The sequence below is a fragment of the Novosphingobium aeonii genome, from assembly GCF_052279045.1.
Taxonomy (GTDB): domain Bacteria; phylum Pseudomonadota; class Alphaproteobacteria; order Sphingomonadales; family Sphingomonadaceae; genus Novosphingobium.
Genome location: NZ_CP176833.1, coordinates 327,536 through 352,411, shown reverse-complemented (window position 1 = coordinate 352,411; position 24,876 = coordinate 327,536). Strand labels below are relative to the sequence as shown.

Genomic DNA, 24,876 nt, shown 5'->3' with positions numbered 1-24,876 from the left:
GGGAAAAGCTGATTATGCCGTCGGCCCGGAGCAAGATTCGGAACAACACAGGGCCCTTCCCATGCTGACCGTCCACGAAGTCATCCCCCACGGTCACTGGACCGGCGAGGCCGCCGACCGCATCACGCTGGACCATGACGCGCGCCACCGCCGCCGCTGGTACTATACCGCAGACAACGGCACCGCCTTCCTGCTCGACCTGCCGCGCGCGCAAGTGCTGGGCCACGGCGATGCGCTGCAGCTCTCGGACGGGCGGCTGGTGGAAGTGCTCGCCGCGCCCGAGGCACTGGTGGAAGTGACGGCGGACAGCGCGGCAACGATGATCCGGCTCGCCTGGCATATCGGCAACCGCCACTTGCCCGCCGAACTCCACCCCCATGCCATCCGCCTGCGCGACGATCACGTCATCAACGCCATGCTCGAAGGGCTGGGCGCCACGGTGACCAGGCTGGAAGCCGCCTTCACGCCCGAGGGCGGCGCCTATTCCGGCCACGGCCATGCCCACGGACATGACCATTCGCACGGGCACGACCATTCGCAAGGCCATGGGCATCACGACCACGGCCACCATCATGACCATGACCACGATCATGACGGCCCCTGCTCCCATGCTCACTGACGGGGCGCTGCACCGGCTGCTCGCATGGACTTCCCCGTCCTATCCGGTCGGCAGCTTCACTTACAGCCACGGCCTCGAAACCGCCGTGGAGGATGGCCGGGTGCGCAGCGCCATGGACGTGGTCGCCTATGTCGAAGCGGTGCTGGCGCGCGGCGGCGGCTGGGTGGATGCCGTCCTTTTCGTGCACGCCTGGAAAGCCGCCGGCGATGACGCCGCCTTCGACGACATCTCCGAACTCGCCGCCGCCTTCCGGGGCAGCAGCGAAACCGCGCTGGAGGCCCGCCAGCAGGGCGCCTCGTTCCTTGCCGTCACCCGCAAGGCCTGGCCACACCCCGCGCTGGACGCTTTCTCGGCGCGCAACGGCGACTGGCCCGTCGCCCACTGTACGGTCATGGCGCTGGCCTGCGCGGCGCACGGCGTGCCGCTGGAAAGCGCGCTCCACGCCCTGCTCCATTCCACCGCCGCCAACCTCGTTTCGGCAGGCGTGCGGCTGGTTCCGCTCGGCCAGACCGACGGGCAACATGCCATCGCCGCGCTTGCCCCGCTGATCGAACGGATCGCCGCCCGCGCCCTCGTCACGCCGCTGGAAGACCTCGGCACCGCCGCGCCGGACCTCGAACTGGCGTCGATCGCCCACGAAACCCTCTACACAAGGCTTTTCCGCTCATGAGCACTGCCCCAACCGCTTCAGGTCACGGTCCCCTGCGCGTCGGCATCGGCGGCCCGGTCGGCTCCGGCAAGACCGCGCTGACGGAACGCCTCTGCAAGGCCATGCGCGAGGGTTACAACATCGCGGCCATCACCAACGACATCTACACCCGCGAGGATGCCGAATTCCTCACCCGCTCCGGCGCGCTCGCCCCGGAGCGGATCATGGGCGTGGAAACCGGCGGTTGCCCGCACACCGCCATCCGCGAGGATGCCAGCATCAACCTCGTCGCCGTGGACGAGATGGCCAGGAAATTCCCCGGCCTCGAGGTGATCTTCATCGAAAGCGGCGGAGACAACCTGGCCGCCACCTTCAGCCCGGAACTGGCCGACATCACCATCTACGTGATCGACGTTTCCGCGGGCGACAAGATCCCGCGCAAGGGCGGCCCCGGCATCACCCGTTCGGACCTGCTGGTCATCAACAAGATCGACCTTGCCCCGCTGGTCGGCGCCGACCTGGGCGTGATGGACCGCGACGCCAGGAAGATGCGGGGCACGCGGCCCTTCCTGTTCTCCAACCTCAAGGACATGGTCGGGCTGGACGAAGTGGTCGACTTCATCGTCGCCAGCGGCGGCCTGCGCCCGCGCGAGCCCGCTCCCGTCACCGAAATCGGGTGATGAAGCAGCCCGACTACGTCCTGAAAGACAAGCGGCTCTACAACAAGTGGGTCGCGACGCAGACGCTTGAAGACTATGCCCTGCGCTTCACCGCCGATGCGGCGCGGCGCTGGGCGCCGCGCACGGTGGCGGGCACCGCCATCGGCGCCACCGCCTTCCTCGCCTGCGAGGCGATCGGCGCCTCGATCACGCTGACTTACGGTTTCGCCAACAGCGTGGCCGCCATCGCGGCGGGCATGGCGCTGATGTTCGTGCTGGGCCTGCCCATCGCCTACCAGTCCGCCCGGCGCGGGCTGGACATCGACCTGCTGACGCGCGGCGCGGGCTTCGGCTATCTCGGCTCGACGATCACCTCGCTGGTCTATGCCTCCTTCACCTTCCTGCTGTTCTCGGTGGAGGCGACAATCATGGCGGTCGCCCTGCGCGCGATGACCGGGATGCCGATGAGCGTGGCCTACCTGATCTGCGCGCTCGTGGTGATCCCCATCGCCTTCTACGGGATGAGCGCGATCACCCGGTTCCAGGCCTGGACGCAATACGTCTGGATCGTCCTGCAAGTCGCGCCGATCGTCTACATCGTGTGGTCTGGTCCTGCGGCGCTGGCCGAATGGTCTCACTATTCCGGCAGGTTCGGGCTGGCGGACGGCAGCGTAACCCTGCTTCACTTCGGGCTCGCACTTTCCACCCTGCTTTCGCTGCTGCCGCAGATCGGCGAACAGGCGGACTACCTGCGCTTCCTTCCGCCGGAAGCGAAGATCGGCCGCACCCGCTGGTGGACCGCGATGCTGATCGGCGGGCCCGGCTGGACCCTGTTCGGCGGCACCAAGCTATTGCTGGGCTCCTACCTCGCCTGGTTCGTCACCAGCCGCCACCTCATGGCGGACGATCCGTCCAGCCCCACTGCGATGTTCCATGCGATCTTCACGCAGATGACCGGCTGGCCCGCGCTCTCGCTGGTGCTGACGGGCCTGTTCGTGGTGGTGTGCCAGCTCAAGATCAACGTGACCAATGCCTATGCCGGCTCGATCGCGTGGTCGAACTTCTTCTCGCGCCTCACGCACAGCCACCCCGGCCGCATCGTCTGGATGGTGTTCAACGTGCTGCTGGCGCTGCTGCTGATGGAAATCGGCATCTTCACCGTGATCGAGCAGATCCTGATCCTTTACGCCACGGTAGCCGCCGCGTGGATCGGCGCGCTGGCGGCGGATCTCATGATCTCCAAGCCGCTGCGCCTCTCGCCGCGCGGGATCGAGTTCAAGCGCGCCCACCTGAACGACCTGAACCCGGTGGGCCTCGGCGCCATGGCCCTGTCGATCGCGGTGGCGACATGCGCGCATTTCGACCTGCTCGGCCCGCTGGCACAGGCGTTCGCGCCGGTGATCGGGCTGGCCGTGGCTTTCACCGCCGCACCGGTGATCGCGCTTGCCACGCAAGGCCGCTACTACATCGCCCGCCGCACCCGCTGGTCGCCCGACCAGACCGACGCCACTTGCGTGATCTGCGAGAACCGCTTCGAGCTCAACGACATGGCGCACTGCCCCATGTATGCGGCTCCGATCTGTTCGCTGTGCTGCACCCTCGAAGCGCGCTGCCACGACCGCTGCAAGCGCGACAGCCGCGCGACACAGCAGCTCGCCCGCTGGCTGGAGCGGCTGGTCCCGCGCCGCGCGGCCCGCTTCGTGCATACGCCGGTGGGGCACTTCGTATTCGTGATGGCGGCGATCGTCTCGGTGATCGGGGTGATCGTCGGCACGCTTTCCTGGCAGATCGAGCTGACCTCGCCCAATGCCGCCGCCCGTTTCTCCTCGGTGCTGATCGGCCTGTTCCTGCTGCTTTCGCTGTGCGGCGGGGTGATCGCGTGGATCATCGTGCTGGTCCACCACTCGCGCCGCTCGGCGATGCAGGAAAGCGAACACCACGTGACCCTGCTGATGAACGAGATCGAGGCGCACAACCGCACCGAGAAGGAACTCCAGGCCGCCAAGGAAGCGGCCGAGGCCGCGAATTCGGCAAAAAGCCGCTACCTCGTCAGCGTCAGCCACGAAATCCGCTCGCCGCTCAACTCCATCTACGGCTACTCGCAGCTCCTGGAGCGCGGGCATGACGTGACCCCGGTGGAAGCGGCCAAGGTGATCCGCCGCAGCTCCGAACACCTCACCAACCTCGTAGAGGGCCTGCTGGACATATCGCAGGTCGAAAGCGGTGTGCTGCGCATTTCCAGCGAGACGGTGCGCTTCCCCTCCTTCGTGGACCAGATCGCCAACATGTTCCGCCCGCAGGCGCAGGCCAAGGGGATCGCCTTCCATTTCGAGCGCCCCGAACGCCTGCCCGGCTTCGTGCGGACCGACCAGAAACGCCTGCGCCAGATCCTCATCAACCTGCTGTCCAACGCGATCAAGTTCACGCCGGCAGGCTCGGTTACGTTCCGCGTCCAGTACCGCAGCGAAATGGCGACGTTCGAGGTGGTCGACACCGGCATCGGCATCTCGCCCGAAGACCTCGCCAAGGTCTTCGAACCGTTCGAGCGCGGCGGCAATCCCGATGCCCAGCGCCAGAAGGGAGTGGGCCTTGGCCTTGCGATCACGCAGGCGCTGGTTCGCATCCTCGGCGGCGACCTTGCGGTGGTGAGCGAGCCGGGGCAGGGAACGCGCTTCACCGTCCGGCTGATGCTGGGTCAGGTCGCCGGGCCAAAGCAGGATGTCGAGGAAGTGGACCGGGTCGCCGGCTACGAGGGCGAACGCCGCAAGGTGCTGGTGATCGACGACGATCCCGCCCAGATCGGCATGGTCCGCAGCCTGCTGGAACCGCTGGACTTCACCGTGCTCGATGCATCGAACGGCACAGGGGGCCATGCCCTCGCGCTGGCCGAGCGGCCCGACATCGTCCTGCTCGACATCTCGATGCCCGGCGAATCCGGCTGGGATATCTGCGCACGCCTGCGCGAAACGCTCGGCAAGGACGTGAAGATCGTGATGGTCTCGGCCAATGCCCACGAATTCAGCCGCGGCGGCGATGGACTGGCCAGCCACGACATGTTCCTCAAGAAGCCGGTCGAACTCGACGCCATGCTGGATGTCGTGGCGGAACAGCTCTCGATCCGCTGGATCGGCGAGAAGCCCGAAGCCATGCGCCCGCCCGCCATCGATCCGGGCATTGCGCCGCTGCCCGCCGCCGCCGCGCCGCTCCTGGCCGAGATCGAACAGAAGGCGCTGATCGGCCACGTTCGCGGGATCGAAGCCGCCATCCGCACGCTGGAACGCGAAGTTCCCGAAGCCGCCCCGCTCGTCGCGCAACTGGTGGATCACCTCGACCGCTTCGACATACAGATGCTCCTCAAGACCGCCAGAGCCCACACATGATGACCCGCAAGCCATGACCGTCCATACCGACACCGTGCTCGTCGTCGACGACACGCAGGAATCGCTCCGTTTCCTGACCGACACGCTGGAATCCTCCGGGATATCGGTGCTGGTGGCGACGAGCGGCGAGGCGGCGCTGCAATTGCTCGGCCATGTCGTGCCCGACCTCGTGCTGATGGACGCGGTGATGCCCGGACTGGACGGCTTCGAGACCACCCGCGCGATCAAGGCGCTGCCGGCACGCGCGCATGTGCCGGTGATCTTCATGACCGGGCTCACCGAAAGCGAGCACGTCGTCCACGCGCTCGATTCAGGCGGGGTCGATTACTTGCGCAAGCCCATCGTCGTGGACGAGCTGCTGGCGCGGGTGCGCGTCCACATGGCCAATGCCCGCATCGCGCACGGCAGCCATTTCGCGCTCGACGCCACCGGGCGCAGCCTCATCGCGGTGCAGGCCGAAGGCCGGATGGGCTGGTGCACCCCCACGGCCGAAAAGCTGCTCCAGACGTTCGCGCCCGACTGGTCGCGCCATGGCGGGGAACTGCCGCCGCTGCTGCTGCCCCCATTCATGCGCCTGTTCCAGGACGGTGCGGCGCCGGGCACCACCACCAAGCTCGACCTCGAAGGCGGACGCTCGCTCGAAGCCGTAGTGGTCGGCCGCTCGCGCCCCGGCGAACTGCTGGTGCGCGTCAACCTGATCGACCCGCAGGCCGATATCACCTGTTTGCAGGAACACTTCCGCCTCACCCAGCGCGAGGCCGAAGTGCTGCTGTGGATCAGCTACGGCAAGCCCAACCGCGTCATCAGCGAAATCCTGGCGATCAGCCCGCGCACGGTGAACAAGCACCTCGAACAGGTCTTCGAGAAACTGGGCGTGGAAACCCGCGCCGCCGCCGCGGCTTTCGCGGTGCGGGTGATTTCGCAGTAACGGCGGCCCGCGCAGGTTAGGCCAACCTGCGCGGACCGGTTTTCCTCAGGCCAGCCGTTCCCGCCACTCGTCAGGCGCATCGGGATAAGCCGCCAGGACCGGCCCCAGCGCGGAAACGAGATCGCCCAGCCACGGTTCGAAGCGCTTCCAGTGCTCCACCGCATCGGTGAAGATCGGCTGGCGCACCTGTTCCGAACTCGCGGTGCGGACCGCTCGCTCGGTCTGCCAGAAGGCAAGGCAGGCGTCCTCGAACGGCAGGCCGAGATGGCCGAGCAGCCGCGCCACCTCGCCCGGCGTATCGGCCACCATGCGCTCATAGATCACGCGGTGCACCGCCCCCGGCGCCGCCTGTTCGAATGCCGCCATCTGCGCCGTGTAGTCTCGGTAATAAGCGCCAATCCCGGCGAGATCGTACGTGAAGTCCTGCCCGCGCGCGAAATGCTGCTTCCAGCCGGAGAAGCAGCAGCCCAGCGGATGGCGCCGCGCATCCACGATCCGGGCATTCGGCAGGATCAGGCGGATCAGGCCAAGGTGCTGCCAGTTGTTGGGCATCTTGTCGATGAAATGCGGCTTGCCGCTCTGCCGGTGCGCGCGGGTGCGCTCGATATACTCCTCGCCCAGCCGCGTTCGGTCGGCCGGGGAGAGCGAGGCCATCAGCGCGCCGTAGTCGGCGAATTCGCCTTCCTCGATCCGCGATTCGAGGCGCGCGGCGATCATCATCAGATCGGGCAGTTCCATCGTCCCCTCGACCATCGAATGACTGGCGAGAATCTGCTCCACCAGCGTCGATCCGGCGCGCGGCAGGCCCACCACGAAGATCGGATCGGCAGCAAGGCAGCCGCCTTCGCCGCGCCCCGCCAGAAACGGCGCGGTGAAGGTCGCCGCATGATCGCGGGCATGGCGATGCGCCTCCGCAGCGCCGAACGGCTCGCGCGCGGCGCGCAGGCGGTTGCCCGTCTCGTAGTGGCCGAAAGCCTCGGCATCGGCGCCCGCATCCTCCAGCGCCTTGCCGAGCGCGAAGTGCAGGTGCACCGCATCCTCGCCCTGCGCCTGTTCGCCTTCGAGACCGGCCAGCGCCGCGCGCATCGCCGCCAGGTCCTCGGCGCCGAGGCGCACGGTCTTGAGGTTGGCCAGGCTCCACCACGCCTCGCCCAGCGACGGCGCCAGTCGGCCCGCGCGGCGATAAGCGGCAATGGCATCGTCGCGCCGGCCGATCGTCTTGCAGACATGGCCGAGGTTCATCCAGATCCGCGGCTGGTCTTCGCGCCGTTCGAGCAGCGCTTCGTAGATCGCCTTGGCCCCATGCTGCTCCCCCGTCCGCACGAGGAACGAGGCCTTGAGCATGGCATGGGCAGGGCTGAGGGGATTGCGCGCGATCAGTTCGTCAGCCTGGGCAAGCGCTTCGGGAAGGCGGTTCGCCTGGCCTAACACGCGGGCCAGAAGGTCGCGCGCGGCCTCGAAACCCGGGGCCAGCGATATCGCCCGCTCCAGCAAGGCTACCGCATCATCCAGCCGCCCGATCCGCCATGCCAGTTCGCCCATCATGCGAATCGCGGCAGCATTTTCGGGATCGCGGCGCAGGAAATCGTGCAGCAGCTTCTGCGCCGCTTCGAAATGCCCTTCGCCCAGCGCCAGCGCGGCCTTGACCAGATCGGGGTCGCGCGTTGCCGCCCTGACCGCAGCAAGGTCCGCCTGGCCGGCCTCCGCCTCGCGCGTCCGCCCGGTTCCCTGATCGCGAAGCGCCGCCGCCAGTCCGCTCCATGCCGGGCAGAGATCGGGACGCAGGTCACCGGCACGGCGGAACGCGGCTTCGGCCTGAACCGGTTCGCCAAGTTCGCAGCATACCTGCCCCAGTTCCAGGAACACCAGCGCCGCGCGCGGCTGGGTCGCCGCGAGATCGCCGAGAATCGCCCTTGCCGCGCGCCCCTTCCCCATCCGCCGCAAGGCCCGCGCCTCCACCAGCCGCGCCTGCGGATGACCGGGCAGCGCGCGCAGGATTTCCAGCGCCTGGGCATGCGCGATGTCGGGCCTTTCGGCCAGCAATCCGGCCGCATGGGACAAGGCCGTTTCAAGCGTTCCGGTGGCCGGAACGCGGGCGGGAGCGACGGGGGAGTGAGCCATGAAACTCCTATGTGCAACTGCGAAACAGATCTAGGACATATGTTCAGGCTCGTCGAGTCCCGCAACGCGCAAACTGGAAAGTTCGCGCAGGAACCTGAAAGATAAGATCACATTTTAGCGCCTTGACAGCAGAAAAATGACTGTCACTATCCAATTTAGGACGGGTGTTCGGAATGCTGCGATTGCGAAGCATTCCCTTTTATCTCTGGTAATTCGGCGTCGGCGAAGTCTTGTCGGCGAACCCGGAAGGCGTTGCTTCCGGGACAGGAGGAGGTTGCCTTCGCCAGACCCAAAGGGCGCGAAGGCGGTGCACGGCGACCCGCCGGCAAGGCGGGAGCTTTCGGGCCGGGAGAGGGCACGAAACGACAATTTGGGGGTCCATGACATGCACTTGACTACGCGGCATCGTCGCGCCGGTGAACTATGCCTGCTGGCGACGACGATACTCACACCCTTCGCGCTTCCGGCCACGGCCATGGCGCAAGAGGCCGGCGCGCCTCAAGCCTCGGAACAAACCACGGCGCCGTCGTCGGGCCTCACCGATATCGTCGTCACCGCCACGCGCACCTCGGAAAGCGTCCAGCGCGTACCGATCAGCATACAGGCGCTCGCGCCCGAAAAGCTCGACCAGCGGCAGGTCGCCAACTTCGCCGACTATGCCAATATCCTGCCTTCCGTCAGCTTCGCGACATTGGGCCCCGGCCGCAGCGAACCGTTCTTCCGCGGCATTTCGGTCTCGGGTGGGGCACTGCCGACAGTGGGCGTCTATCTCGATGAAATCCCGCTGACCACCGCAGGCCGCATGCCGGACCTGCACATCTACGATATCGAGCGCATCGAGGCGCTTTCCGGTCCGCAAGGCACGCTGTTCGGCGCCAGTTCGCTGGCCGGCACCTTGCGCATCATCACCCAGAAACCCAAGCTCGGCGAGTTCGAGGCCGGTTACGATGCGCAGATCAACAAGTACGGCGCAGGCGATCCGGGCGCGCAGCTCGAAGGTTTCATGAACCTGCCGGTGTCCGAAAACATCGCGATCCGCCTGATGGGCTACTACCGCCACGATGGCGGCTACATCGACAACACGCCCGGCTCCTACAATTTCAAGCTGGGCGACGACGATCCCGACACCAATTACCTCCTGACCAACGACGATCTGGTCAAGAAGAACTACAACCCCGTAACCGACTGGGGCGGCCGCGCCACCGTTTCGGTGGATCTGGGTGACGACTGGCTGATCATGCCGTCGATCACGTACCAGAACCTCAACGCCAAGGGCTCGTTCAACTACGATCCCGACGTCGGCGACCTCAAGGTCCACGATTATTCGGAAACCTACAACAAGGACAAGTGGTACCAGGCCGCGCTGACCATCCAGGGCCATCTGGGCGACTTCGACCTCGTATCGTCGACCGGCTACTTCAAGCGCCGGATCAAGAACGCCAACGACTACACCTACTACTCGGTCACTTACGACAACTTCGGGCCGGGCTACGAATCCTACCTTCAGTTCAAGGATGCCGACGGGAACTTCCAGAACCCGGCGCAGGCCTATTTCGGCAATCAGCGCCAGAGCAAGTTCACGCAGGAACTGCGGCTTTCCGTGCCGAAGTCCTGGCCCTTCACCCTGACTGCGGGCGCCTTCTACCAGTACCAGAAGCAGAAGACCGACAGCGATTACTACATCAGGGATCTGGGCTATCTCTCGACCTTGCCGATCAACGCCGGGTCCAGCCACGCGGTGAAGCGCGATGCCTTCTACCTCGTGGAAACCAACACGGTGTACAAGGACTTCGCCCTCTTCGCCGAAGGCACTTACGAGATCGTGCCCAATCTCAAGGTGACGGGCGGCATCCGCTACTTCGACACCAAGAACAGCAACTACGGCTTCGGCGGCGTCGAAGCCAGCGCGCGGTCCAGCCGCGCCTACAATACGCTTACCGGCGAACAGGGCTGCGACGTGCCGCTGCCCGACGAACGGCTGACCTGCATCAACACCGACATCAAGTATTCGGAAAAAGGCGAGACTCACAAGCTCAGCCTCGCCTGGCAGGCAACGCCGGACAAGATGCTCTACGCGACCTACTCCACCGGGTTCCGCCCCGGCGGCGGCAACCGCATCGCCCCGACCCAGCCCTACAAGGCCGATACCCTGACCAACTGGGAAATGGGCTTCAAGACCACCTGGGGCAACAACTTCCGCCTCAACGGCGCGGTCTACTACGAACAGTGGAAGGGCGTGCAGTACCTGGTCGTGCCGTTCGGCTTCCAGGGCGCGGGCCTTCGCCTCAATGCCGGCGATGCCCGGGTCTACGGCGTGGAAATGGACGCCGAATGGAAGATCGGCGATCTCATGCTGAGCGCCGCCGGCGCTTACAACGATGCGGCGCTGGCGGAGAATTTCTGCAAGATCACCCGCGATTCTCCCACCTCGGACTATTACCAGCTCGCCTCCTGCCCCGATGTCGGCCAGCAGGCCGCCGCCAAGGGCACCCGCCTGCCGCGCCAGCCCAAGTTCAAGACCAACGCCACCGCGCGCTACAGCTTCATGGTCTCGGATTTCGACGCGTTCGTGCAGGCCGCAGCCTTCTACCAGACCTCCAGCACCTCGGACCTCGACACGTACAACAACAGCCTGCTCGGCAACACCAAGGGGTTCGAAAGCTTCGATTTCTCGGCAGGCTTCAAGAAGGACAACTGGTCGGTGGAAGCCTTCATCCAGAACGCCTTCGACAAGCGCGGGGCGCTGAGCAAGAACACCTTCTGCTCGATCGCCTACTGCTCGGACTCGTCGCGAACCTACCCGATCAAGCCGAGGTTCTTCGGGCTGAAGTTCGGCCAGCGGTTCTGACGGTCTCTCACCAACCCACCTTGTCGCCCGCCACGGTTCATCCGTGGCGGGCCTTTTTTTGGGGAAGAACGCGGGTCAGGGGAAAATGCGGCGATGCGCCAGACCGCTCTATGTGGCCTGCGCCAGTTCGAACAGCATTTCGGCCCCGCCTTCCTCACAGGCCAGCGCGGCAAAGCCGGTGACCTGGGCAACGGCGAAGCTGATGCCGTAAAGGTTGCGCCGATGCGGCACTCCGGGAATCCCCCGGGGGTAGCCCGAGGCGAGCAGCACCGGGCGATCCCCGCGCCGCGCCAGACCAAGCCGTGCGCGCGGGCAGTCCCAGTCCAGTTCCACGCCGATCACGCCCTGAAGCATTCCCGGCAGGCACGGCACGCCGCCGGCTTCGCGCGCGGCGATCACCAATGCTCCCGCAGCGCGGGCCTCGGCCACGGCGGCGGCGAACACCGGCTCATGCACGGGATTGGTCGAGCCGAGGCTGAGGTTGATGAGATCGACCCGCTGCGCAGCCGACCAGCGGATCGCGGCGACGAGCGCTGCGGCGCTGGTTTTCAACCCCTCGCGAAAGACGCGTACCGGCAGGCACATGGCCTCGGGCGCCTTTTCGAGGATCGCGGCCGCGACGGCGGTGCCGTGGCCGAGACGGTCAAGCACGGCGTCCGGGCCGGTGTCGAGGCTGCCGTCGGCAAGCACGGCCACGCCCGGCGCGATACGGGCGGCGTCGATATGGTCGTGCCCCGGATGGACCCCGCTGTCGATCACCGCGATGCGTACGCCCCTGCCGGTGCGGCCCGGAAACAGCGGTGGCATCGCCCGGTCGGGATCGGGTGCGGTCATGCCGCCTCGCGCTGGTGCGTGCTCACCCGGCCCTCCGCGATCGTCACCACCACGTCCGCCATTTCGGCGAGCAGCGGCTTGTGCGTGATGGCGATGATCGTCGCTTCGGGCAAAGCCTCCCGCAGCAGCGCCGCGACCTGCCGCTCGGTCTCGCTGTCCAGCGCCGAAGTCGGCTCGTCGAGGATCAGCACGTCGGGCTTGCGCAGCAAGGCGCGGGCGATGGCCACGCGCTGGCGCTCGCCCGCCGAAAGGGCAAGGCCGCGCTCCCCGGTGCGGGTTTCGAGGCCCAGCGGCAGCCGCGCGACAAGCGCGTCGAGACCGGCCAGTCGCACCGCTTCCGCAATCTCGCCCGCGCTCGCCTGCGGCCGCGCGAAAGCGACATTGGCGGCGATGGTGTCGTTGAACATGGTGGGAGACTGGTCGACCAGGATCACCTCCCGCCGCAAGTCGGCCAGCGCCAGATCGCGCATGTCGTGCCCGTCCACGGTGACGCGGCCGGAATCGGGATCGAGATAGCGCACCATGAGGTCCGCCATGGTCGACTTGCCGACACCGCTCGGCCCGAGGATCGCGCAGAAGGCGCCGCGCGGGAAAGTCACGTCCACGCCCGCCAGCACCGGGCGCCCGGCATGGGCGAAGGAGACGTTCTCGAAGCGGATGCCCTCCCGCACGCGTGCCAGCGGCAGCGGGTCGGCGCGCTCGGCCACTTCGGGCGGCGTGTCGAACAGCTCGAAGATGCGCGCCAGCGAGACGCGCGCCGAACTGAGGCCGGAAACCAGCCCCATCATCACCTGGATCGGCGCGAAAAGGCGCATCTGGTACGTCATGAAGGCCACCAGCGTGCCGATCGTCATCGTGCCGTCGATGATCCGCGCGCCGCCGTAGATGATGACGGCCGATGTCGTCATCGTCAGCAGCGTGCCGGGCACCGCGCCGGTCATGAACGAGGCGACCTGCATCCGCAGCATGGCGCGCACGAAGGCGTTGTTGCGCGTGGCGAAGCGGCCGACCTCATGCTCGCCGGCGCCGAGCGAGGCGATCACGCGCATGCCCATCACCGTGTCCACCAGCAGGCTGCCCAGATCCGCTCCGCGCTCGCGCATGTCGCGGGTGAGATCGTTGAGGCGGCGCTGATAGTGGCGGAAGGTCAGGACGCAGGCCGGGATCAGTACCACGCTGACCAGGAACAGCTTCCAGTCCAGCCACAGCATGATAGCCACGCTGCCCGCCAGCATCAGCGCATTGCTCAGCACCGAAAGCATGGTGTCGGCGGTGACGCGCTGGATATCGCTGACATCGCTGTTGAGGCGCGACATCAGGTCGCCCAGCCGGAACGATCCGTAGAAGCGCGGCGACAGCGTCTGCAGATGGCGCAGCAGCGCGGCGCGGATATCGAACAGCATCGCCGCCGAAGTGCCGACATAGCGGTAGCTGGCAAGGATATTGAGCGCGAAACCCGCCATCGAAACCGCCACCATGACCGCCGCGATGGTCAGCAGCGCGCGCATGTCGCTCTTGAGCAGGGCCTGGTCGATCATCAGCTTGGAAAGATAGGGCTGCGCAAGGTTCATCGCCGTCGCCACGAGACTGATGACCAGCACGGTGAGCAAGGGCCGCCAGTATGGCGCCAGGAAGGGGCGCAAGCGCCGGTAGGTGCTCCAGTCCGCGATCTTGGGCGGCTCTGTTGGAATGGGGGCGTTCAGGTCACGGTCTCCCGGGGGACGAGGCGGAGGCCCCGCAATTCGTAGCGCGGCTCCGGCAGGCGGGAGAGCGCGGCGGTGCACCATTCGAAGCCTTCCGCCAACGCGGCGAGCTGGGCCTGCCACCAGGCCCCCTTCCCGCCCGTGGCGTAAAACTGCGCGCAGAGCTTGAGGTGGCGCCGCATCGCGGCCAGCAGCATGGAGTGATAATGCGTGGCAAGCGCCTGTGCATCCTCGCCCTCGGCCAGGGCCTGCACCACGGCGGCGGCAAGAACGGCCTCGCGCACGGCCTGCGCGGTGCCATCTCCGCAGATCGGGTCGAAGGCGATGGCCGCCGTACCGCAAGCGAGCCAGCCCGGGGCGGCAAGGCATTCCAGCATGCCGGGCGCGGTTTCGAAGCTGGCGCCGGACAGCCGCGACAGTTCGACCCGCGCACCCAGATGGCGGCTTTGCGGCAGCAGTTCGTCGGGCGATCCGCCGATGGCAAGCAGCCAGCCGGTCGTGTCGCTGACCGGGATCAGGAACAGCCACCCGGTATCGAGCGATTCCACCCGGCAGGCATCGCCGTCTTCCTCGCGCAGCAACCGCACTTGCGCCGCGCCGGATGGCCGCGAACCGAACCGGCGCATGTTTCCCGAGGGAAACGGCATGGCCGCGTGAATGGAAAAATCACTGTATATATTTGATTTATAGATATTATCTATCTCAAGACACTGATCCAGATCACCTTCGTCCAGCACGATTGCGCCGTGATCGAGCGTGGCGGGCTCCTGCCCGCCCCATGCCACTACGCGGCGCTGCACGCGGCGCTTGCCGGCCAGCAGTTCCGGATCGCCAAGACAGTCGCGCATCAGGGACAGCGCCGGATCGCTCAGCATCACCGCCGGGCCGGAAGGACGCGGCGCATCGTCCAGCGTCCAGTCCAGCCCTTGCGCGCCGAGCAGGCGCGCCGTGCAGCGCGCCGCGATCCCGCGCCCCCGGATCGCGGCCGTCATGCTGCGGGCCGGCTCCTCACGGTGTGGTGAGGATGCCCGCCATGGTGATGTCGTTGCCAAGCGCCCAGTCCTGTTCATGCTTGAGCGTCGCCGCGTCGAAGACCGAAATCTCGAAGCCCGCGCCATAGATGTAGAGCTTCTTCCCATCGCGCGACATGCCGAAGTAATAGCGCGAACGGCAGGGAAACTCCGACTTTTCCAGTGCGGTGTTGGTGGTGAGGTCGAAGTGCCAGAACTCGCAGCGCTTGGCCCCCAGCTTGCCGGTTTCGGCCACGGTATAGCCCTGCTTGCCATCCGGCGTGACCTGCAGGCCCGACATCGAATCCGGCGCCGGACCGATCGGCGTGAACTTGAACTCGCGCGAGGTCAGGTCGAAGCGGGCGATGCCGAAGACCTTGTTGTGGATGTAGGGATCGGCGGCGTTGAACACCGAGACATAGGCATTGGGATCGTGCAGCGTTTCCAGCGTGCCGCCCATGCTGACATCGCGCATGCCGGGATCTTCCGGCTTGGCGAGGTCGATGCGGTCCGCCACCTTGAGCGTGGCGGTGTCGATCACCCGGATCTTCTTGTCGAAGACGTAGAGCGTCTTGCCGTCAGGCGCGATGGCAAGGCGCGTGCGATAGCCCGGCCCTTCGTCTTCCTTGTCGATATCGACGGCGCGGGCGATCTTCTGGGTCTTGAGGTCGATCACCACGTATTGCGGCTTGCTGACGCGGTAGAGATCGATCTCCTTGTCGTAGTGCTGGGCCACCGTGTAGAACCAGCGCCCCGTGGGATCGGCCACGCCGCCGGTGAAACGATAGCGCGTGGTCGGCGTGTTGAGGCTGAACTTGTTCACCACCTTGCGCGAGGCGGCATCCAGAACCTCGATCCCCGATGTCGTCAGCGTGGTGACGTAGATCTTCGAACGATCCGCCGAAAGCTGGATGTTGTCCGGCAGCCCGGTTTCCAGCGTGACCTTCTGGACGACCTTGCCGCTGGCATCGTCAACGAACTGGATCTGGTCGGGATAGCCGCCCAGCACGATGGTGCCGGCCTGCGAAGGTATTGCGGCGAATGCGAGAGCCGAGGCAAGCCCGGCAAGGCCGAGGCGAAGGGTCTTCATGCGGGCGTTCCCAGAATATGAGCGACGGGCCGGGTGAGGGGGAGGCGCGCAGTTCATGGGAACACCAGGTCGAGATTGCGCCAGTCCTTGGTCGCCACGGCGCAGTTGCTGGCCCAGTCCGGCGAATAGTTGACGTGATCGGGCACCTGAACCGGCCAGAAGCAGGTGACATAGCAATCGTAGATGTCGCGCTCCACAGGCTGGCACAGGCCCGCCGTGCCGCCTCCGGCATCGACTTCCCAGCCGGGCGAGAACGACAGCGTGCAGCCCATCGGCACGTGCGGGCGCGGCGCCTGCTGAAGAGCCACCACGTCTTCCTCGGTGGAGGCTTCGAGTGCCGGGGCCACCATGTCGTCGATCCGCTGCGCCTTGCGGTTGATCGGCTTCAAGTGCTTCATGACAGGGCCTTTCGTGCCGCGAAAAGTTTCAGGAATTCAGGGTTTCGCGCGGCTACCGCGCCGTAGATCTTCAGGCAGCGATCGGTCCATTCGCGGATCCAGTCGCAATAGTGCAGGTTGGCGTGGCCGGTATCGCCGTAGCGCACGAAAGCCTCGTGATGGCAGCCACCCGCACAGAGCGGACGCGCCCAGCAGCTCTGGCATTCGTACTTCGCGCCGACATGTCCGCGCGACAGGAAGTCCTCGCGCTTCTCGCTGTCGATGCCGCTGGAGATGTGGCCCAGCGTGTGGGTATCGGCATCGGTGAAGCGGTGGCAGGGAGACAGGTCGCCCGAAGGGCTGACGCCCAGCAGGCCGATCCCGGCGCCGCAGGGGTGCGACTTGTTGACGCCCTGGATCAGTTCGCCGATCGTTTCCGATACATTCGAAAAGCCGTGCATCTGCCCGCGCAGGGCATGTTCCAGCCATTCGTCCGCCAGGGCGTGGAAGCCCGCCAGCACCTTGCGCATGCCGCCGTCGTCAAGACCGTAGGCCTGATCGCCGGAATTGGTGACCGGCGCGAAGCCAACCTCGTGGAAGCCGATATCGTCCTTCAGGTGGCGGAAGATGCGGATCACGTCGGTGACGCCTTCGGTCAGCGTCACGCGCGCGGTGATCGCGCGGGTCTTGTGCGTGGCGATCAGCTTGCGCAGGCGCGGCTCCATCACCGCGTAGCTGCCCTTGCCGTTCTTGTAGACGCGGTGGCGATCCTGCAATTCGGGCGGACCGTCCATTGAAACGGTGACGCCGACCTGCTGGTCCGACAGGAACTGGATGATCTCATCCGTCAGCAGGGTGGCATTGGTGGTCAAGCTATAGGTGATCGCCCTGCCCTGCACCGCGGCGCGCTCGTTGGCGTAGAGCACCACGTCGCGCAGCAGCTTGAAGTTCATCAGCGTCTCGCCGCCGAAGAAGGTGATGTGCACGGCCTTGCGACCGCCAGATTCGGCCAGCAGGAAATCGACCGACGACCTGGCCGTATCCAGCGTCATGAACTTCGGCTTGCCCGCAGGCGTGGCGATCTTGTCCGCGCCGAATTCGTAGCAGTAGGTGCAGGCGAGGTTGCACTGGTTGGTGACGTTGAGCACCAGCGCCTGAAGCGGAAAATCGGCCGGCGGGCTGGTCGGCACCGGCGCTTCAGCGGGAGCGATCCGGTCGGAGACGATCCCGCGCACATAGAGCAGTTCGCGGATCAGATCCTCCGCATCGGCCGCCGAATGGCCATGCGCGGTGAGCGCGGAAACCAGCTCTGCGTGCGAGAGTTCCTCGCGGCGCAACCGGGCGATCACCGCCCGCGCGCCTTCGTCCAGCGCGAAGATCGCGCCCGCGCCGACGAGATAGGCGAAGCCCTGCCCTTCGGCCTCGAACTCGTGCAGTTCGCCGATGCTGTAGCGTCCGGCCTTCAGCGATGTCATCGTGTTCATTGCGAGACCTCCGGCTGGTCCCAGCGCTTGTACGCGGGGACGGTGGTGACGAGATAAGCGCGCGCGGCGAGCGGCTTGCCGAACTTGTCCTTTTCGGACCGGGCGGTGGCGACCACCCAGACTTCGCCGTAATTGTTGCGCATGAAGCGGCGGGCCGGATTGGGCCCCTCCTCGCCGGGGGTGAAGAACCCGGCATTGTCGATCTTGCCGACGTAGCTGACATCGTCGTCGTAAGTGACGGTGCGGAACTCATCGAGCTTCCAGTCGGCATCGACGGTGCGGACCACGAAGTCGTCCGCCGTGCCCGGCTTGCCGTCGGCACCGGAAGACCAGCCTTGCGCCGCGAACTGCTCGTAGCCCTTGCCGTACTTGATGCCGCCAAGATGGGAGAGCGAGGTTTCCGGCGTGACCTTCAGGTAATCGATCGTCCTGTAGACCGGCAGCGCCTTCTGGAGCACCGCGCCGCGCAGCGAAACGTCGCGCAGCCCCGGCATCGCATCGGCATCGGCATCCACTGTCACCACCAGTTCGTTCGGGCTTGCCGAGGCGACCTTGCGCACCGTCACGCCGGCACCGAAATCGACTTCACCCGGGGTGAGGCCCGAAGGCAGGTCGGCACCGTACAGGTGCACTTCTGCCCCCTTTGTACCCGTCTTGAGTGCCTCTGGAGCCGCAGCGGCAAGCACCGGTGCGCCCAGGGCGCGGGTCAGTTTCACGTCGAGCCCGAACTCGTGATATTCGCCCCAGTACCAGCGCCCTTCGGCGAAAGTCTGGTCGGGAGAGAACCACATCGTCTCGCGCAGGGTGCCGGTCATGTCGTCCGGCCGCGCCAGAGCGGCGGAACCGCCGGTGGAGGTGCCGCGCCACGAAAAGCCGGTATAGGCCAGCGCCGAACCCTTGCGGGTGAAGGTCTTCCCGGTATCGAGCGAGCGCAGGGTCGTGACGGTGGTGAACTCGTTCGAGCCGGGCTTGGGCTGGATCGTCATTTCGCCCACGAAGCGGCCCTGCCCGCGCAGAGAGGCGCTGACCGCCCATTTGCCGCCCAGCATCGGGGTGCGGATACGCGGCTGCCAGGCCGCCCATTCCGGCGTATGCAGCGGCGCCGCCTTGGCGAGATATTCCAGCGCGATCTTCGCGACTTTTTCGGGCTTCTTGCCGTCTTCGCCATCATCGTCCCCGGCATGGGCCGGGTCGGGCCGCTCGTAAGCCATCTGCGCGGTTGGATAGAGCGACATGTGCATGTTCTGCAGCAGCGCCCATTCGCGCTTGCTGCGGCGGGAGGACATCGGCTGCGCAAAGGCATGGCAGCTTGCACAGGCCTGCCGCACCGCCTCGTTGGGGATGTTCGTCTCGTCAAGGATGCGGCGTTCGGCGAGGTACATGACCGAGCGGGCCTCCTCGGGCGCGAGGCCGTGCTGGGTGGAGAGATACTTCACCACCTGCCGCGCCTCTTCAGGCTCGATCGACAGGCCGTTGAGCTTGACCATGCGCTTGATGGCCTGAGACCAGCCCTCTGGCGTCGCGCGGATCCAGGAAATGCGGGAAAGATTGCCCTTGGCGTCCGGCGTGTGGCAAGTGCCGCACTTCTCCATGGTGAGCTGGTCGGTGACGGGAATGCCCGCCTCGCGCTCCACCCAGTCCGCCGGATCCTTGTCCGCCTCGACCTCGCCGCCGACCTGGGCGCCGACCACCATCGGCACGGTGCAGGCCCCCGCGAGCAACATCACCGCAAACGGAATGCGCCGCGCGCCGAGACCGCGCCACGCCGCCGATGCGCGGCGGGATAAGCTTTCCTGCGTGACATGCGGCGTCATGGTCCGCACGGAATCTCTATCGCTGGGACCAGCCCGGCCGCCATGGATACGCGACGCGCTCATCTCTCGTCAGCCCCCTGTTGTTTGGGGAAATGCCCGATTCCCCTTATCTGTCGGAAGAAAACTGGACGACCTTCAAATTTTGGTCAAGCGTCAATTTTGTGCAGTTGCAAAATCTTCCGGCACCCCTGTTAGGATCGGCGCCGGTGGAGCGGGAATACGTCATTTACCCCGCCCGTCAGCCGAACGAGACGGCGAGTGCGAGGTCATTCTGCGGCTCGTCATGCTGTACCGCGTCATCGCGCGAAAACCCCGCCCGGAACCCCGCGATCCCCAGCGCGAGGCAACCGGCGACAATGGCGAGGGCCGCCATGACCGGCAATCCGAGCGCGCCCATAAGCCATGTGGCGATGCCTCCCAGGACCGGACCCGCGATCATGCCGAGGCTGTGCGTGCAGGTAACGAAGCGGCGAAACAGCCGGTCCTCGCTCGCCCCCGAAGCGAGGCCGGACGTGCGCACGATGATTGCGGTGGAGCCGAGATTGAACAGCACGATCGCCAGCACGAAGGCCATGTCTCCGCCGCGAGCACCGGCGATCGGCGCCAGCAGCATCGCCCCCGCCACAAGGCCGCTGACGACGGGCGGAACTACCGGCTTCTCGCGCATGACGGCGAGTGCCGTCGCCGCGCCCGCGATAGAGCCCATTGCCACGGCCCGGCCCACCACGTCCTCGCTGATCCGCCACTCGATCGCCAATGCGCCGGTAAAGGACCAGACCATCATCGTCGCGCAAATGAATGCGAGCGCCGACGCCGCGTAGAGCCAGCCCTGCATTCCAACGGGTTGACGCTCCTCACCCGCCGGTGCGGCAGGGCATCTGGCCGGGGAAGAGCCGGGTACCGCCGCCCCGCCCAGTGCCGCCGGGAACAGCAGAAACGCCGCAAGCACCGCGAGCGGCGCGAGGCAAAGTGTCATCAGCGCCATCCTCGGCCCGAGCATGTCAGACACTATTGGGAGAAGCACCGCCACGACGGTGGAAATGACAAGCTGCACCAGGAACACCGCGCCATAGGCGCCTGAGGGACGGTTCTGCGCGGCACTTGCCATGGCATGCGTGTAAAGGAGGCCCATTGCCATGCCGTAGCCCGCGCGGATCGCCATGAGCGGCATGGCCGCGCCGACGTTTACGGTAGCCAGCCCCGCAACGAAGGCCCCAAGCGCAGCGAGCACGAAGAGGCGGCCCGGCATATCGCGCCCGAACACCCATGCCGTTACCGAGCCGAGCGCCATGCCGCCCTGCGTCGCGCCGACGATCCAGCCATGCGATTCCGGCGACACATGATGGGCCGCGGTCAACAGGGTGAGAAAGACCGGGTCGATACCCGGCTGAAGCAGAGCCAGCGACGCAACGGCGACGGCAGGCAGGACGAGACGATCACGAAAGCTGTGCGAACCCACGATAACCCCCTGTACCATGGCACGATTGTCCGTGCCTTGGCCCCTCAGGTTACCTTTCCGCCCCGCGCTTCCCGATCGCGTCCGAGTCGATCACGTCAGGGCGCTTGTCAGGCTGGCAATTTCACCGGGTTTCACATTTTTGACAAGGTGCACGAACCATTCGAGCGAGATCGCGGTGATTGCGGGCATCCGGGCCTTCCACGGCTTGTCGAAGCCGAGGAACGGCGTGGTGCCTTCCATCGAAGCGCTTATGAACAGCGCCAGGGTGCGAACCTCATCCTCGCTCAGGTTCGGATTGAGCGGACGGATATGCTCGCTCAGAACGTCGTGGACCTTGCCATAGAATGCGTGGATCCGCTCGGCGATGAAGTCATTGTGATTGGCCAGGGCCCAGAGCTCGGTGAACAGGCGCGTGGTGCGCTTGGTCGAAATGTCGTCTAGACACATGGTGATGACCAGTCGCAGACGATCTTCGTCCGGGATTTCGGCCTGACGGACGTTCACTTCCAGCTTGGCATCGTAATGCGCCATGATGTCGTCCAGCAGGACCTGAACCAGCATTTCCTTGCGCGGGAAATGATAGCTGACGTTGCCCACCCGCAATCCGCAGGCGGCGGCGACGCGGCGGATCGTGAAAGCCGTTGCCCCCTCTTCGATCAGGACGCTGAGCGCCGCCTTGAGAATCGCGTCTACCGTCTCGGTGCCGCGTGCATAGACGCCGGGACGGGAGACGGAATCACTGTCGATCTGGGCCACGGACTACCTCTTGAATCACAATCGAGGCCGCAGCCAGGGCACTGGCGGCAGCACGAACGACGCAGTTGCAAGGACACCGCATCGGCCGGCCCCACGCTGATGAGACGGGGCGTTGCCGAGGCCTTGCGCCATGAACGCCCGCATGGGGTAAATGACGCATACACGAAGGCAGCGACGACCGATAGGCACTCAGGTTTTTTCCATATCGGCCATCGATTTGGCCGCTTGACGAATACTGGATAATCGTCAAGTATTGAAATCTCTCCCACCATGACGGGAATGATCCGCTCCATGAAAAGAATGCTCGCCGCGTCGCTCGTTCCGGCGCTTGTCCTCGCCGCGCCCGCACTGTCGGCAGGGCCGCAGGTCTACGGCGCACGCTGCGCGATGTGCCACAAGGCCGATGGGGCCGGCGCTCCCGGCCAGTTTCCGCGCCTCAACGGCCGCGCCGCGCAGATCGCCGGATCGCCGGCGGGCCGTGCCTATCTCGTCAAGGCCGTGCTGTTCGGCGTGACCGGCCCGATCACCGTGGACGGCCGGAAGATCGGCGGAATGATGCCGGCGATGAGCATGATGAAGGACCAGGATGTGGCAGACGTGCTCAACCACCTCGTGTCGCTGGGCAAGGGCGGCAAGCCGGTGAAACCGTTCACGCCAGCCGAGGTCAAGGCCGTGCGCGATGGGGGCAAGGTGCCGCCTGCGGCTGTCGGCAAGGAACATGTGGACCTCGCCGCCAGGGGCGTGATTCCCTGAACCCGAAAAGCGGCGTCCGGCTCGCAGCGCTGGCACGGCGGCACTGTCGAAATCTGTGCCGCCCGTCTGGTCTGTCCCGCGCGGAGCGATTAGGCACAGTGGCGATGTCCAGAATCTCCATGCTGATCGCCGCCCTGTGTGCCACAGTCCCCGTCGCTTCCATCCCCGCCGAGGCCGCTTCCGTGACCCAAAAATCTTCAGGGCAGCCCCCGGCTCCGGCCGCTCCGCAACTCGATTTCGAGCGCGTCTTCGCCAGCCCCTCGCTTGACGGCCCGCAGCCGCGCGAGGTGAAGATCTCGCCCGACGGACGATATCTCACCCTGCTGCGCAACCGCACCGAGGACCGCCAGCGCTACGACCTTTGGGGCTACGACCGCGAAAGCGGCGAATGGCGGATGCTGGTGGATTCGCTCAAGCTCGGCTCCAACCGCGCGCTTTCCGAAGCGGAGAAGATGCAGCGCGAACGCAAGCGCGTGGGAGACCTCAAGGGCATCGTCGCCTATGGCTGGAGTGATGACGGCCGCTCGATCATCGTCCCGCTGGACGGCGATCTCTATCTTGCCGGGCTGGACGGTTCGGTGCGGCGCCTCACCGATTCCCCCGAAGACGAACTGAATTCCGCGCTCAGCCCCGGCGGCAAGTACCTTTCCTTCGTGCGGGACCAGCGGCTCTGGGTCGGTTCGCTCGAACAGGGCGCGCAGAAGCCCGTCACGCCGGAAGAAGGCGCAAAGACCGTCCACTGGGGCGAGGCGGAATTCGTCGCCCAGGAAGAGATGGACCGCATGGCGGGCTACTGGTGGTCGCCCGACGACAGCCGTATCGCCGTGGAACGCTACGACGAAGCGCCGGTCAAGATCGTAACCCGCGCCGCGATCGGCGCCGAGGGCACCCGCACTTACGAGCAGCGCTACCCGGCCGCCGGAACACCCAACGTGCTCGTCTCGCTCTTCGTGATGAAGCCCGACGGCAGCGGCAAGGTGCAGGTCGATCTCGGCAAGGAAACCGACATCTACGTTGCCCGCGTCAACTGGGCGCGTGACGGCAAGACGCTTTATGTCCAGCGGCAGGACCGCGCGCAGAGCCGGATCGACATGCTCGCGGTCGATCCCGATACCGGCAAGAGCCGCGTGCTCTTCACCGAAACGGCGGCACCGGAAAGCTGGATCAACCTGTCGAGCAATTACCGCTTCCTCAAGGACGGCAGCCTTGTCTGGTGGTCGGAGCGGGACGGTTACGGCCACCTCTACCACTTCGCCGGCGGCAAATGGCGCCAGTTGACCTCCGGACACTGGGCCGTGACCCGGCTCGTATCGGTCGATGAAGACCGCGGACGCATCCTCTTCACCGGCACGAAGGACGACGTGCTGGCCCCGCAGCTCTACGCCATCGACCTTGCCAAGCCGGGCGCGCCGATGCGGCTGACGGAGAAAGGCTGGTTCAACGCCGCCGTTGCCAACAAGGACGGACGCACGCTGGTCGTCACCCGCTCCTCGCCCACCCAGCCTTCGCAAAGCTATGTGGCCGACGCCGATGGCAAACGGCTCGCCTGGGTGGAGGAAAACCGGCTGGACGGCGCGCATCCCTATGCGCCCTATCTTGCCGCGCACCGCACGCCCACCTTCGGCACCATCAAGGCCGAGGACGGCAGCGACCTGCACTGGCTGATGATCACGCCCAAGATGGAGCCCGGCAAGCGCTACCCGGTGTTCTTCGAACACTACGGCGGCCCGCATAGCCAGCAGGTTGCGCGCCAGTGGCTGGGCGCCCTTCCGCAGGCCATCGTCGACAAGGGCTACATCTATTTCCGCATCGACAATCGCGGCAGCCCGAATCGCGGCGTGGCGTTCGAAAGCCAGATTCGCCACAAGATGGGCACCGTGGAAGTGGCCGACCAGCGTTCGGGAGCGGCGTATCTCAAGTCCCTGGACTTCGTCGACCCGAAGAAGATCGCGACCTATGGCTGGTCCTACGGCGGCTACATGACGTTGAAGATGCTTCAGGCCGATCACGGCCTTTACGCGGCAGGCATCTCCGGCGCCCCAGTCACGAAGTGGGAGCTTTACGACACCCATTACACCGAACGGTACATGGGTGACCCGCGTCTTGTGCCGGAAGCCTACAAGGCCTCCGACGCGATCGAGAACGCGGCGAAGATCAGCGATCCGCTGCTGCTGATCCACGGCATGTCGGACGACAACGTGGTGTTCGAAAACAGCACCGTGCTCATCTCCCGGCTGCAGGCCGAAGCGGTGCCCTTCGAGATGATGCTCTATCCCGGCTATACCCATGCGGTGAAGGGGCCGAAGATCAGCAAGCACGTCTGGGAAACGATCTTCGCGTTTCTCGGCCGCCACGGCGTGACTCCGCCGCAGTAATCGCCGGAACCGTTAAG

18 protein-coding genes are annotated in these 24,876 nt (G+C 66.0%); 8 read left to right on the top strand and 10 right to left on the bottom strand.

Translation table 11 applies throughout. The features are described from left to right. Nucleotides 1-61 precede the first annotated feature (61 nt). The 5 genes from ureE to ACLIMP_RS17275 are packed head-to-tail and all read left to right on the top strand — an operon-like array spanning nt 62 to nt 6,235. On the top strand, nt 62-619 hold the full coding sequence (gene ureE, locus ACLIMP_RS17295; protein WP_054438570.1) for an urease accessory protein UreE: 558 nt from the start codon (nt 62-64) through the stop codon (nt 617-619). Then, nucleotides 510-1,289, top strand: coding sequence for an urease accessory protein UreF (locus tag ACLIMP_RS17290; protein ID WP_443478651.1), 780 nt, complete (start codon nt 510-512; stop codon nt 1,287-1,289). Before ureE ends, ACLIMP_RS17290 begins: the two co-directional genes overlap by 110 nt. Further along, on the top strand, nt 1,286-1,948 hold the full coding sequence (gene ureG / locus ACLIMP_RS17285; protein ID WP_054438575.1) for an urease accessory protein UreG: 663 nt from the start codon (nt 1,286-1,288) through the stop codon (nt 1,946-1,948). Before ACLIMP_RS17290 ends, ureG begins: the two co-directional genes overlap by 4 nt. After that, nucleotides 1,948-5,307, top strand: coding sequence for an ATP-binding protein (locus tag ACLIMP_RS17280; RefSeq protein WP_443478650.1), 3,360 nt, complete (start codon nt 1,948-1,950; stop codon nt 5,305-5,307). Before ureG ends, ACLIMP_RS17280 begins: the two co-directional genes overlap by 1 nt. 13 nt (nt 5,308-5,320) lie before the next feature. Then, nucleotides 5,321-6,235, top strand: coding sequence for a response regulator (locus ACLIMP_RS17275; protein WP_443478649.1), 915 nt, complete (start codon nt 5,321-5,323; stop codon nt 6,233-6,235). A 45-nt stretch (nt 6,236-6,280) separates the two neighbouring features. Here ACLIMP_RS17275 and ACLIMP_RS17270 read toward each other — a convergent pair whose 3' ends face one another. Next, nucleotides 6,281-8,356: a tetratricopeptide repeat-containing sulfotransferase family protein gene (locus ACLIMP_RS17270; RefSeq protein ID WP_443478648.1), complete on the bottom strand. Its 2,076-nt coding sequence runs from the start codon at nt 8,354-8,356 to the stop codon at nt 6,281-6,283. Between the two features lie 385 nt (nt 8,357-8,741). Between ACLIMP_RS17270 and ACLIMP_RS17265 the strand changes: the two genes are divergently transcribed. Then, nucleotides 8,742-11,204, top strand: coding sequence for a TonB-dependent receptor (locus ACLIMP_RS17265; protein WP_443478647.1), 2,463 nt, complete (start codon nt 8,742-8,744; stop codon nt 11,202-11,204). Nucleotides 11,205-11,312: 108 nt separating this feature from the next. Here ACLIMP_RS17265 and qhpE read toward each other — a convergent pair whose 3' ends face one another. From qhpE to ACLIMP_RS17220, 9 genes are all read right to left on the bottom strand, one after another. Then, the gene (gene qhpE / locus ACLIMP_RS17260) at nt 11,313-12,038 is read right to left on the bottom strand and encodes a subtilisin-like serine protease QhpE (RefSeq protein ID WP_443478646.1); all 726 of its coding nucleotides are present in this window, start codon (nt 12,036-12,038) and stop codon (nt 11,313-11,315) included. After that, the gene (locus ACLIMP_RS17255; protein WP_443478645.1) at nt 12,035-13,825 is read right to left on the bottom strand and encodes an ABC transporter ATP-binding protein; all 1,791 of its coding nucleotides are present in this window, start codon (nt 13,823-13,825) and stop codon (nt 12,035-12,037) included. Before ACLIMP_RS17255 ends, qhpE begins: the two co-directional genes overlap by 4 nt. Beyond that, nucleotides 13,738-14,733: a hypothetical protein gene (locus tag ACLIMP_RS17250; protein WP_443478644.1), complete on the bottom strand. Its 996-nt coding sequence runs from the start codon at nt 14,731-14,733 to the stop codon at nt 13,738-13,740. The genes ACLIMP_RS17255 and ACLIMP_RS17250 overlap by 88 nt, the downstream gene beginning before the upstream one ends. 16 nt (nt 14,734-14,749) lie before the next feature. Continuing rightward, nucleotides 14,750-15,841, bottom strand: a complete 1,092-nt coding sequence (locus ACLIMP_RS17245; protein WP_132469660.1) for a YncE family protein — start codon at nt 15,839-15,841, stop codon at nt 14,750-14,752. A gap of 53 nt (nt 15,842-15,894) precedes the next feature. After that, the gene (qhpC, locus tag ACLIMP_RS17240; RefSeq protein ID WP_054438587.1) at nt 15,895-16,239 is read right to left on the bottom strand and encodes a quinohemoprotein amine dehydrogenase subunit gamma; all 345 of its coding nucleotides are present in this window, start codon (nt 16,237-16,239) and stop codon (nt 15,895-15,897) included. Further along, nucleotides 16,236-17,702 carry a quinohemoprotein amine dehydrogenase maturation protein gene (gene peaB, locus ACLIMP_RS17235; protein ID WP_443478643.1) on the bottom strand — a complete coding sequence of 489 codons (1,467 nt, stop codon included), beginning with the start codon at nt 17,700-17,702 and terminating at the stop codon, nt 16,236-16,238. Before peaB ends, qhpC begins: the two co-directional genes overlap by 4 nt. Then, nucleotides 17,699-19,516 carry a quinohemoprotein amine dehydrogenase subunit alpha gene (peaA, locus tag ACLIMP_RS17230; protein WP_443478897.1) on the bottom strand — a complete coding sequence of 606 codons (1,818 nt, stop codon included), beginning with the start codon at nt 19,514-19,516 and terminating at the stop codon, nt 17,699-17,701. The genes peaB and peaA overlap by 4 nt, the downstream gene beginning before the upstream one ends. A gap of 238 nt (nt 19,517-19,754) precedes the next feature. Next, on the bottom strand, nt 19,755-20,993 hold the full coding sequence (locus ACLIMP_RS17225) for an MFS transporter (protein WP_443478642.1): 1,239 nt from the start codon (nt 20,991-20,993) through the stop codon (nt 19,755-19,757). A gap of 72 nt (nt 20,994-21,065) precedes the next feature. Beyond that, nucleotides 21,066-21,731 (bottom strand): TetR/AcrR family transcriptional regulator, encoded by a 666-nt coding sequence (locus ACLIMP_RS17220; protein ID WP_324699850.1) that lies wholly within the window; start codon nt 21,729-21,731, stop codon nt 21,066-21,068. Between the two features lie 291 nt (nt 21,732-22,022). On the opposite strand from ACLIMP_RS17220, the gene ACLIMP_RS17215 reads away from it, so the two are divergent. After that, nucleotides 22,023-22,484 (top strand): c-type cytochrome, encoded by a 462-nt coding sequence (locus tag ACLIMP_RS17215; protein ID WP_324699852.1) that lies wholly within the window; start codon nt 22,023-22,025, stop codon nt 22,482-22,484. A gap of 104 nt (nt 22,485-22,588) precedes the next feature. Further along, nucleotides 22,589-24,859: a S9 family peptidase gene (locus ACLIMP_RS17210; protein WP_443478641.1), complete on the top strand. Its 2,271-nt coding sequence runs from the start codon at nt 22,589-22,591 to the stop codon at nt 24,857-24,859. Nucleotides 24,860-24,876 lie beyond the last annotated feature (17 nt).

What these genes read in the sequence shown, in the direction of transcription:
- ACLIMP_RS17225 (WP_443478642.1), bottom strand. Translation starts at nt 20,993, where the DNA reads ATGGTACAGGGGGTTATCGTGGGTTCGCACAGCTTTCGTGATCGTCTC.
- peaA (WP_443478897.1), bottom strand. Translation starts at nt 19,516, where the DNA reads ATGACGCCGCATGTCACGCAGGAAAGCTTATCCCGCCGCGCATCGGCG.
- ACLIMP_RS17245 (WP_132469660.1), bottom strand. Translation starts at nt 15,841, where the DNA reads ATGAAGACCCTTCGCCTCGGCCTTGCCGGGCTTGCCTCGGCTCTCGCA.
- qhpC (WP_054438587.1), bottom strand. Translation starts at nt 16,239, where the DNA reads ATGAAGCACTTGAAGCCGATCAACCGCAAGGCGCAGCGGATCGACGAC.
- ACLIMP_RS17290 (WP_443478651.1), top strand. Translation starts at nt 510, where the DNA reads ATGACCATTCGCACGGGCACGACCATTCGCAAGGCCATGGGCATCACG.
- ACLIMP_RS17210 (WP_443478641.1), top strand. Translation starts at nt 22,589, where the DNA reads ATGTCCAGAATCTCCATGCTGATCGCCGCCCTGTGTGCCACAGTCCCC.
- ACLIMP_RS17270 (WP_443478648.1), bottom strand. Translation starts at nt 8,356, where the DNA reads ATGGCTCACTCCCCCGTCGCTCCCGCCCGCGTTCCGGCCACCGGAACG.
- peaB (WP_443478643.1), bottom strand. Translation starts at nt 17,702, where the DNA reads ATGAACACGATGACATCGCTGAAGGCCGGACGCTACAGCATCGGCGAA.
- ACLIMP_RS17280 (WP_443478650.1), top strand. Translation starts at nt 1,948, where the DNA reads ATGAAGCAGCCCGACTACGTCCTGAAAGACAAGCGGCTCTACAACAAG.
- ureG (WP_054438575.1), top strand. Translation starts at nt 1,286, where the DNA reads ATGAGCACTGCCCCAACCGCTTCAGGTCACGGTCCCCTGCGCGTCGGC.
- ureE (WP_054438570.1), top strand. Translation starts at nt 62, where the DNA reads ATGCTGACCGTCCACGAAGTCATCCCCCACGGTCACTGGACCGGCGAG.
- ACLIMP_RS17265 (WP_443478647.1), top strand. Translation starts at nt 8,742, where the DNA reads ATGCACTTGACTACGCGGCATCGTCGCGCCGGTGAACTATGCCTGCTG.
- ACLIMP_RS17275 (WP_443478649.1), top strand. Translation starts at nt 5,321, where the DNA reads ATGACCGTCCATACCGACACCGTGCTCGTCGTCGACGACACGCAGGAA.
- ACLIMP_RS17255 (WP_443478645.1), bottom strand. Translation starts at nt 13,825, where the DNA reads ATGGTGCACCGCCGCGCTCTCCCGCCTGCCGGAGCCGCGCTACGAATT.
- qhpE (WP_443478646.1), bottom strand. Translation starts at nt 12,038, where the DNA reads ATGACCGCACCCGATCCCGACCGGGCGATGCCACCGCTGTTTCCGGGC.
- ACLIMP_RS17215 (WP_324699852.1), top strand. Translation starts at nt 22,023, where the DNA reads ATGAAAAGAATGCTCGCCGCGTCGCTCGTTCCGGCGCTTGTCCTCGCC.
- ACLIMP_RS17250 (WP_443478644.1), bottom strand. Translation starts at nt 14,733, where the DNA reads ATGACGGCCGCGATCCGGGGGCGCGGGATCGCGGCGCGCTGCACGGCG.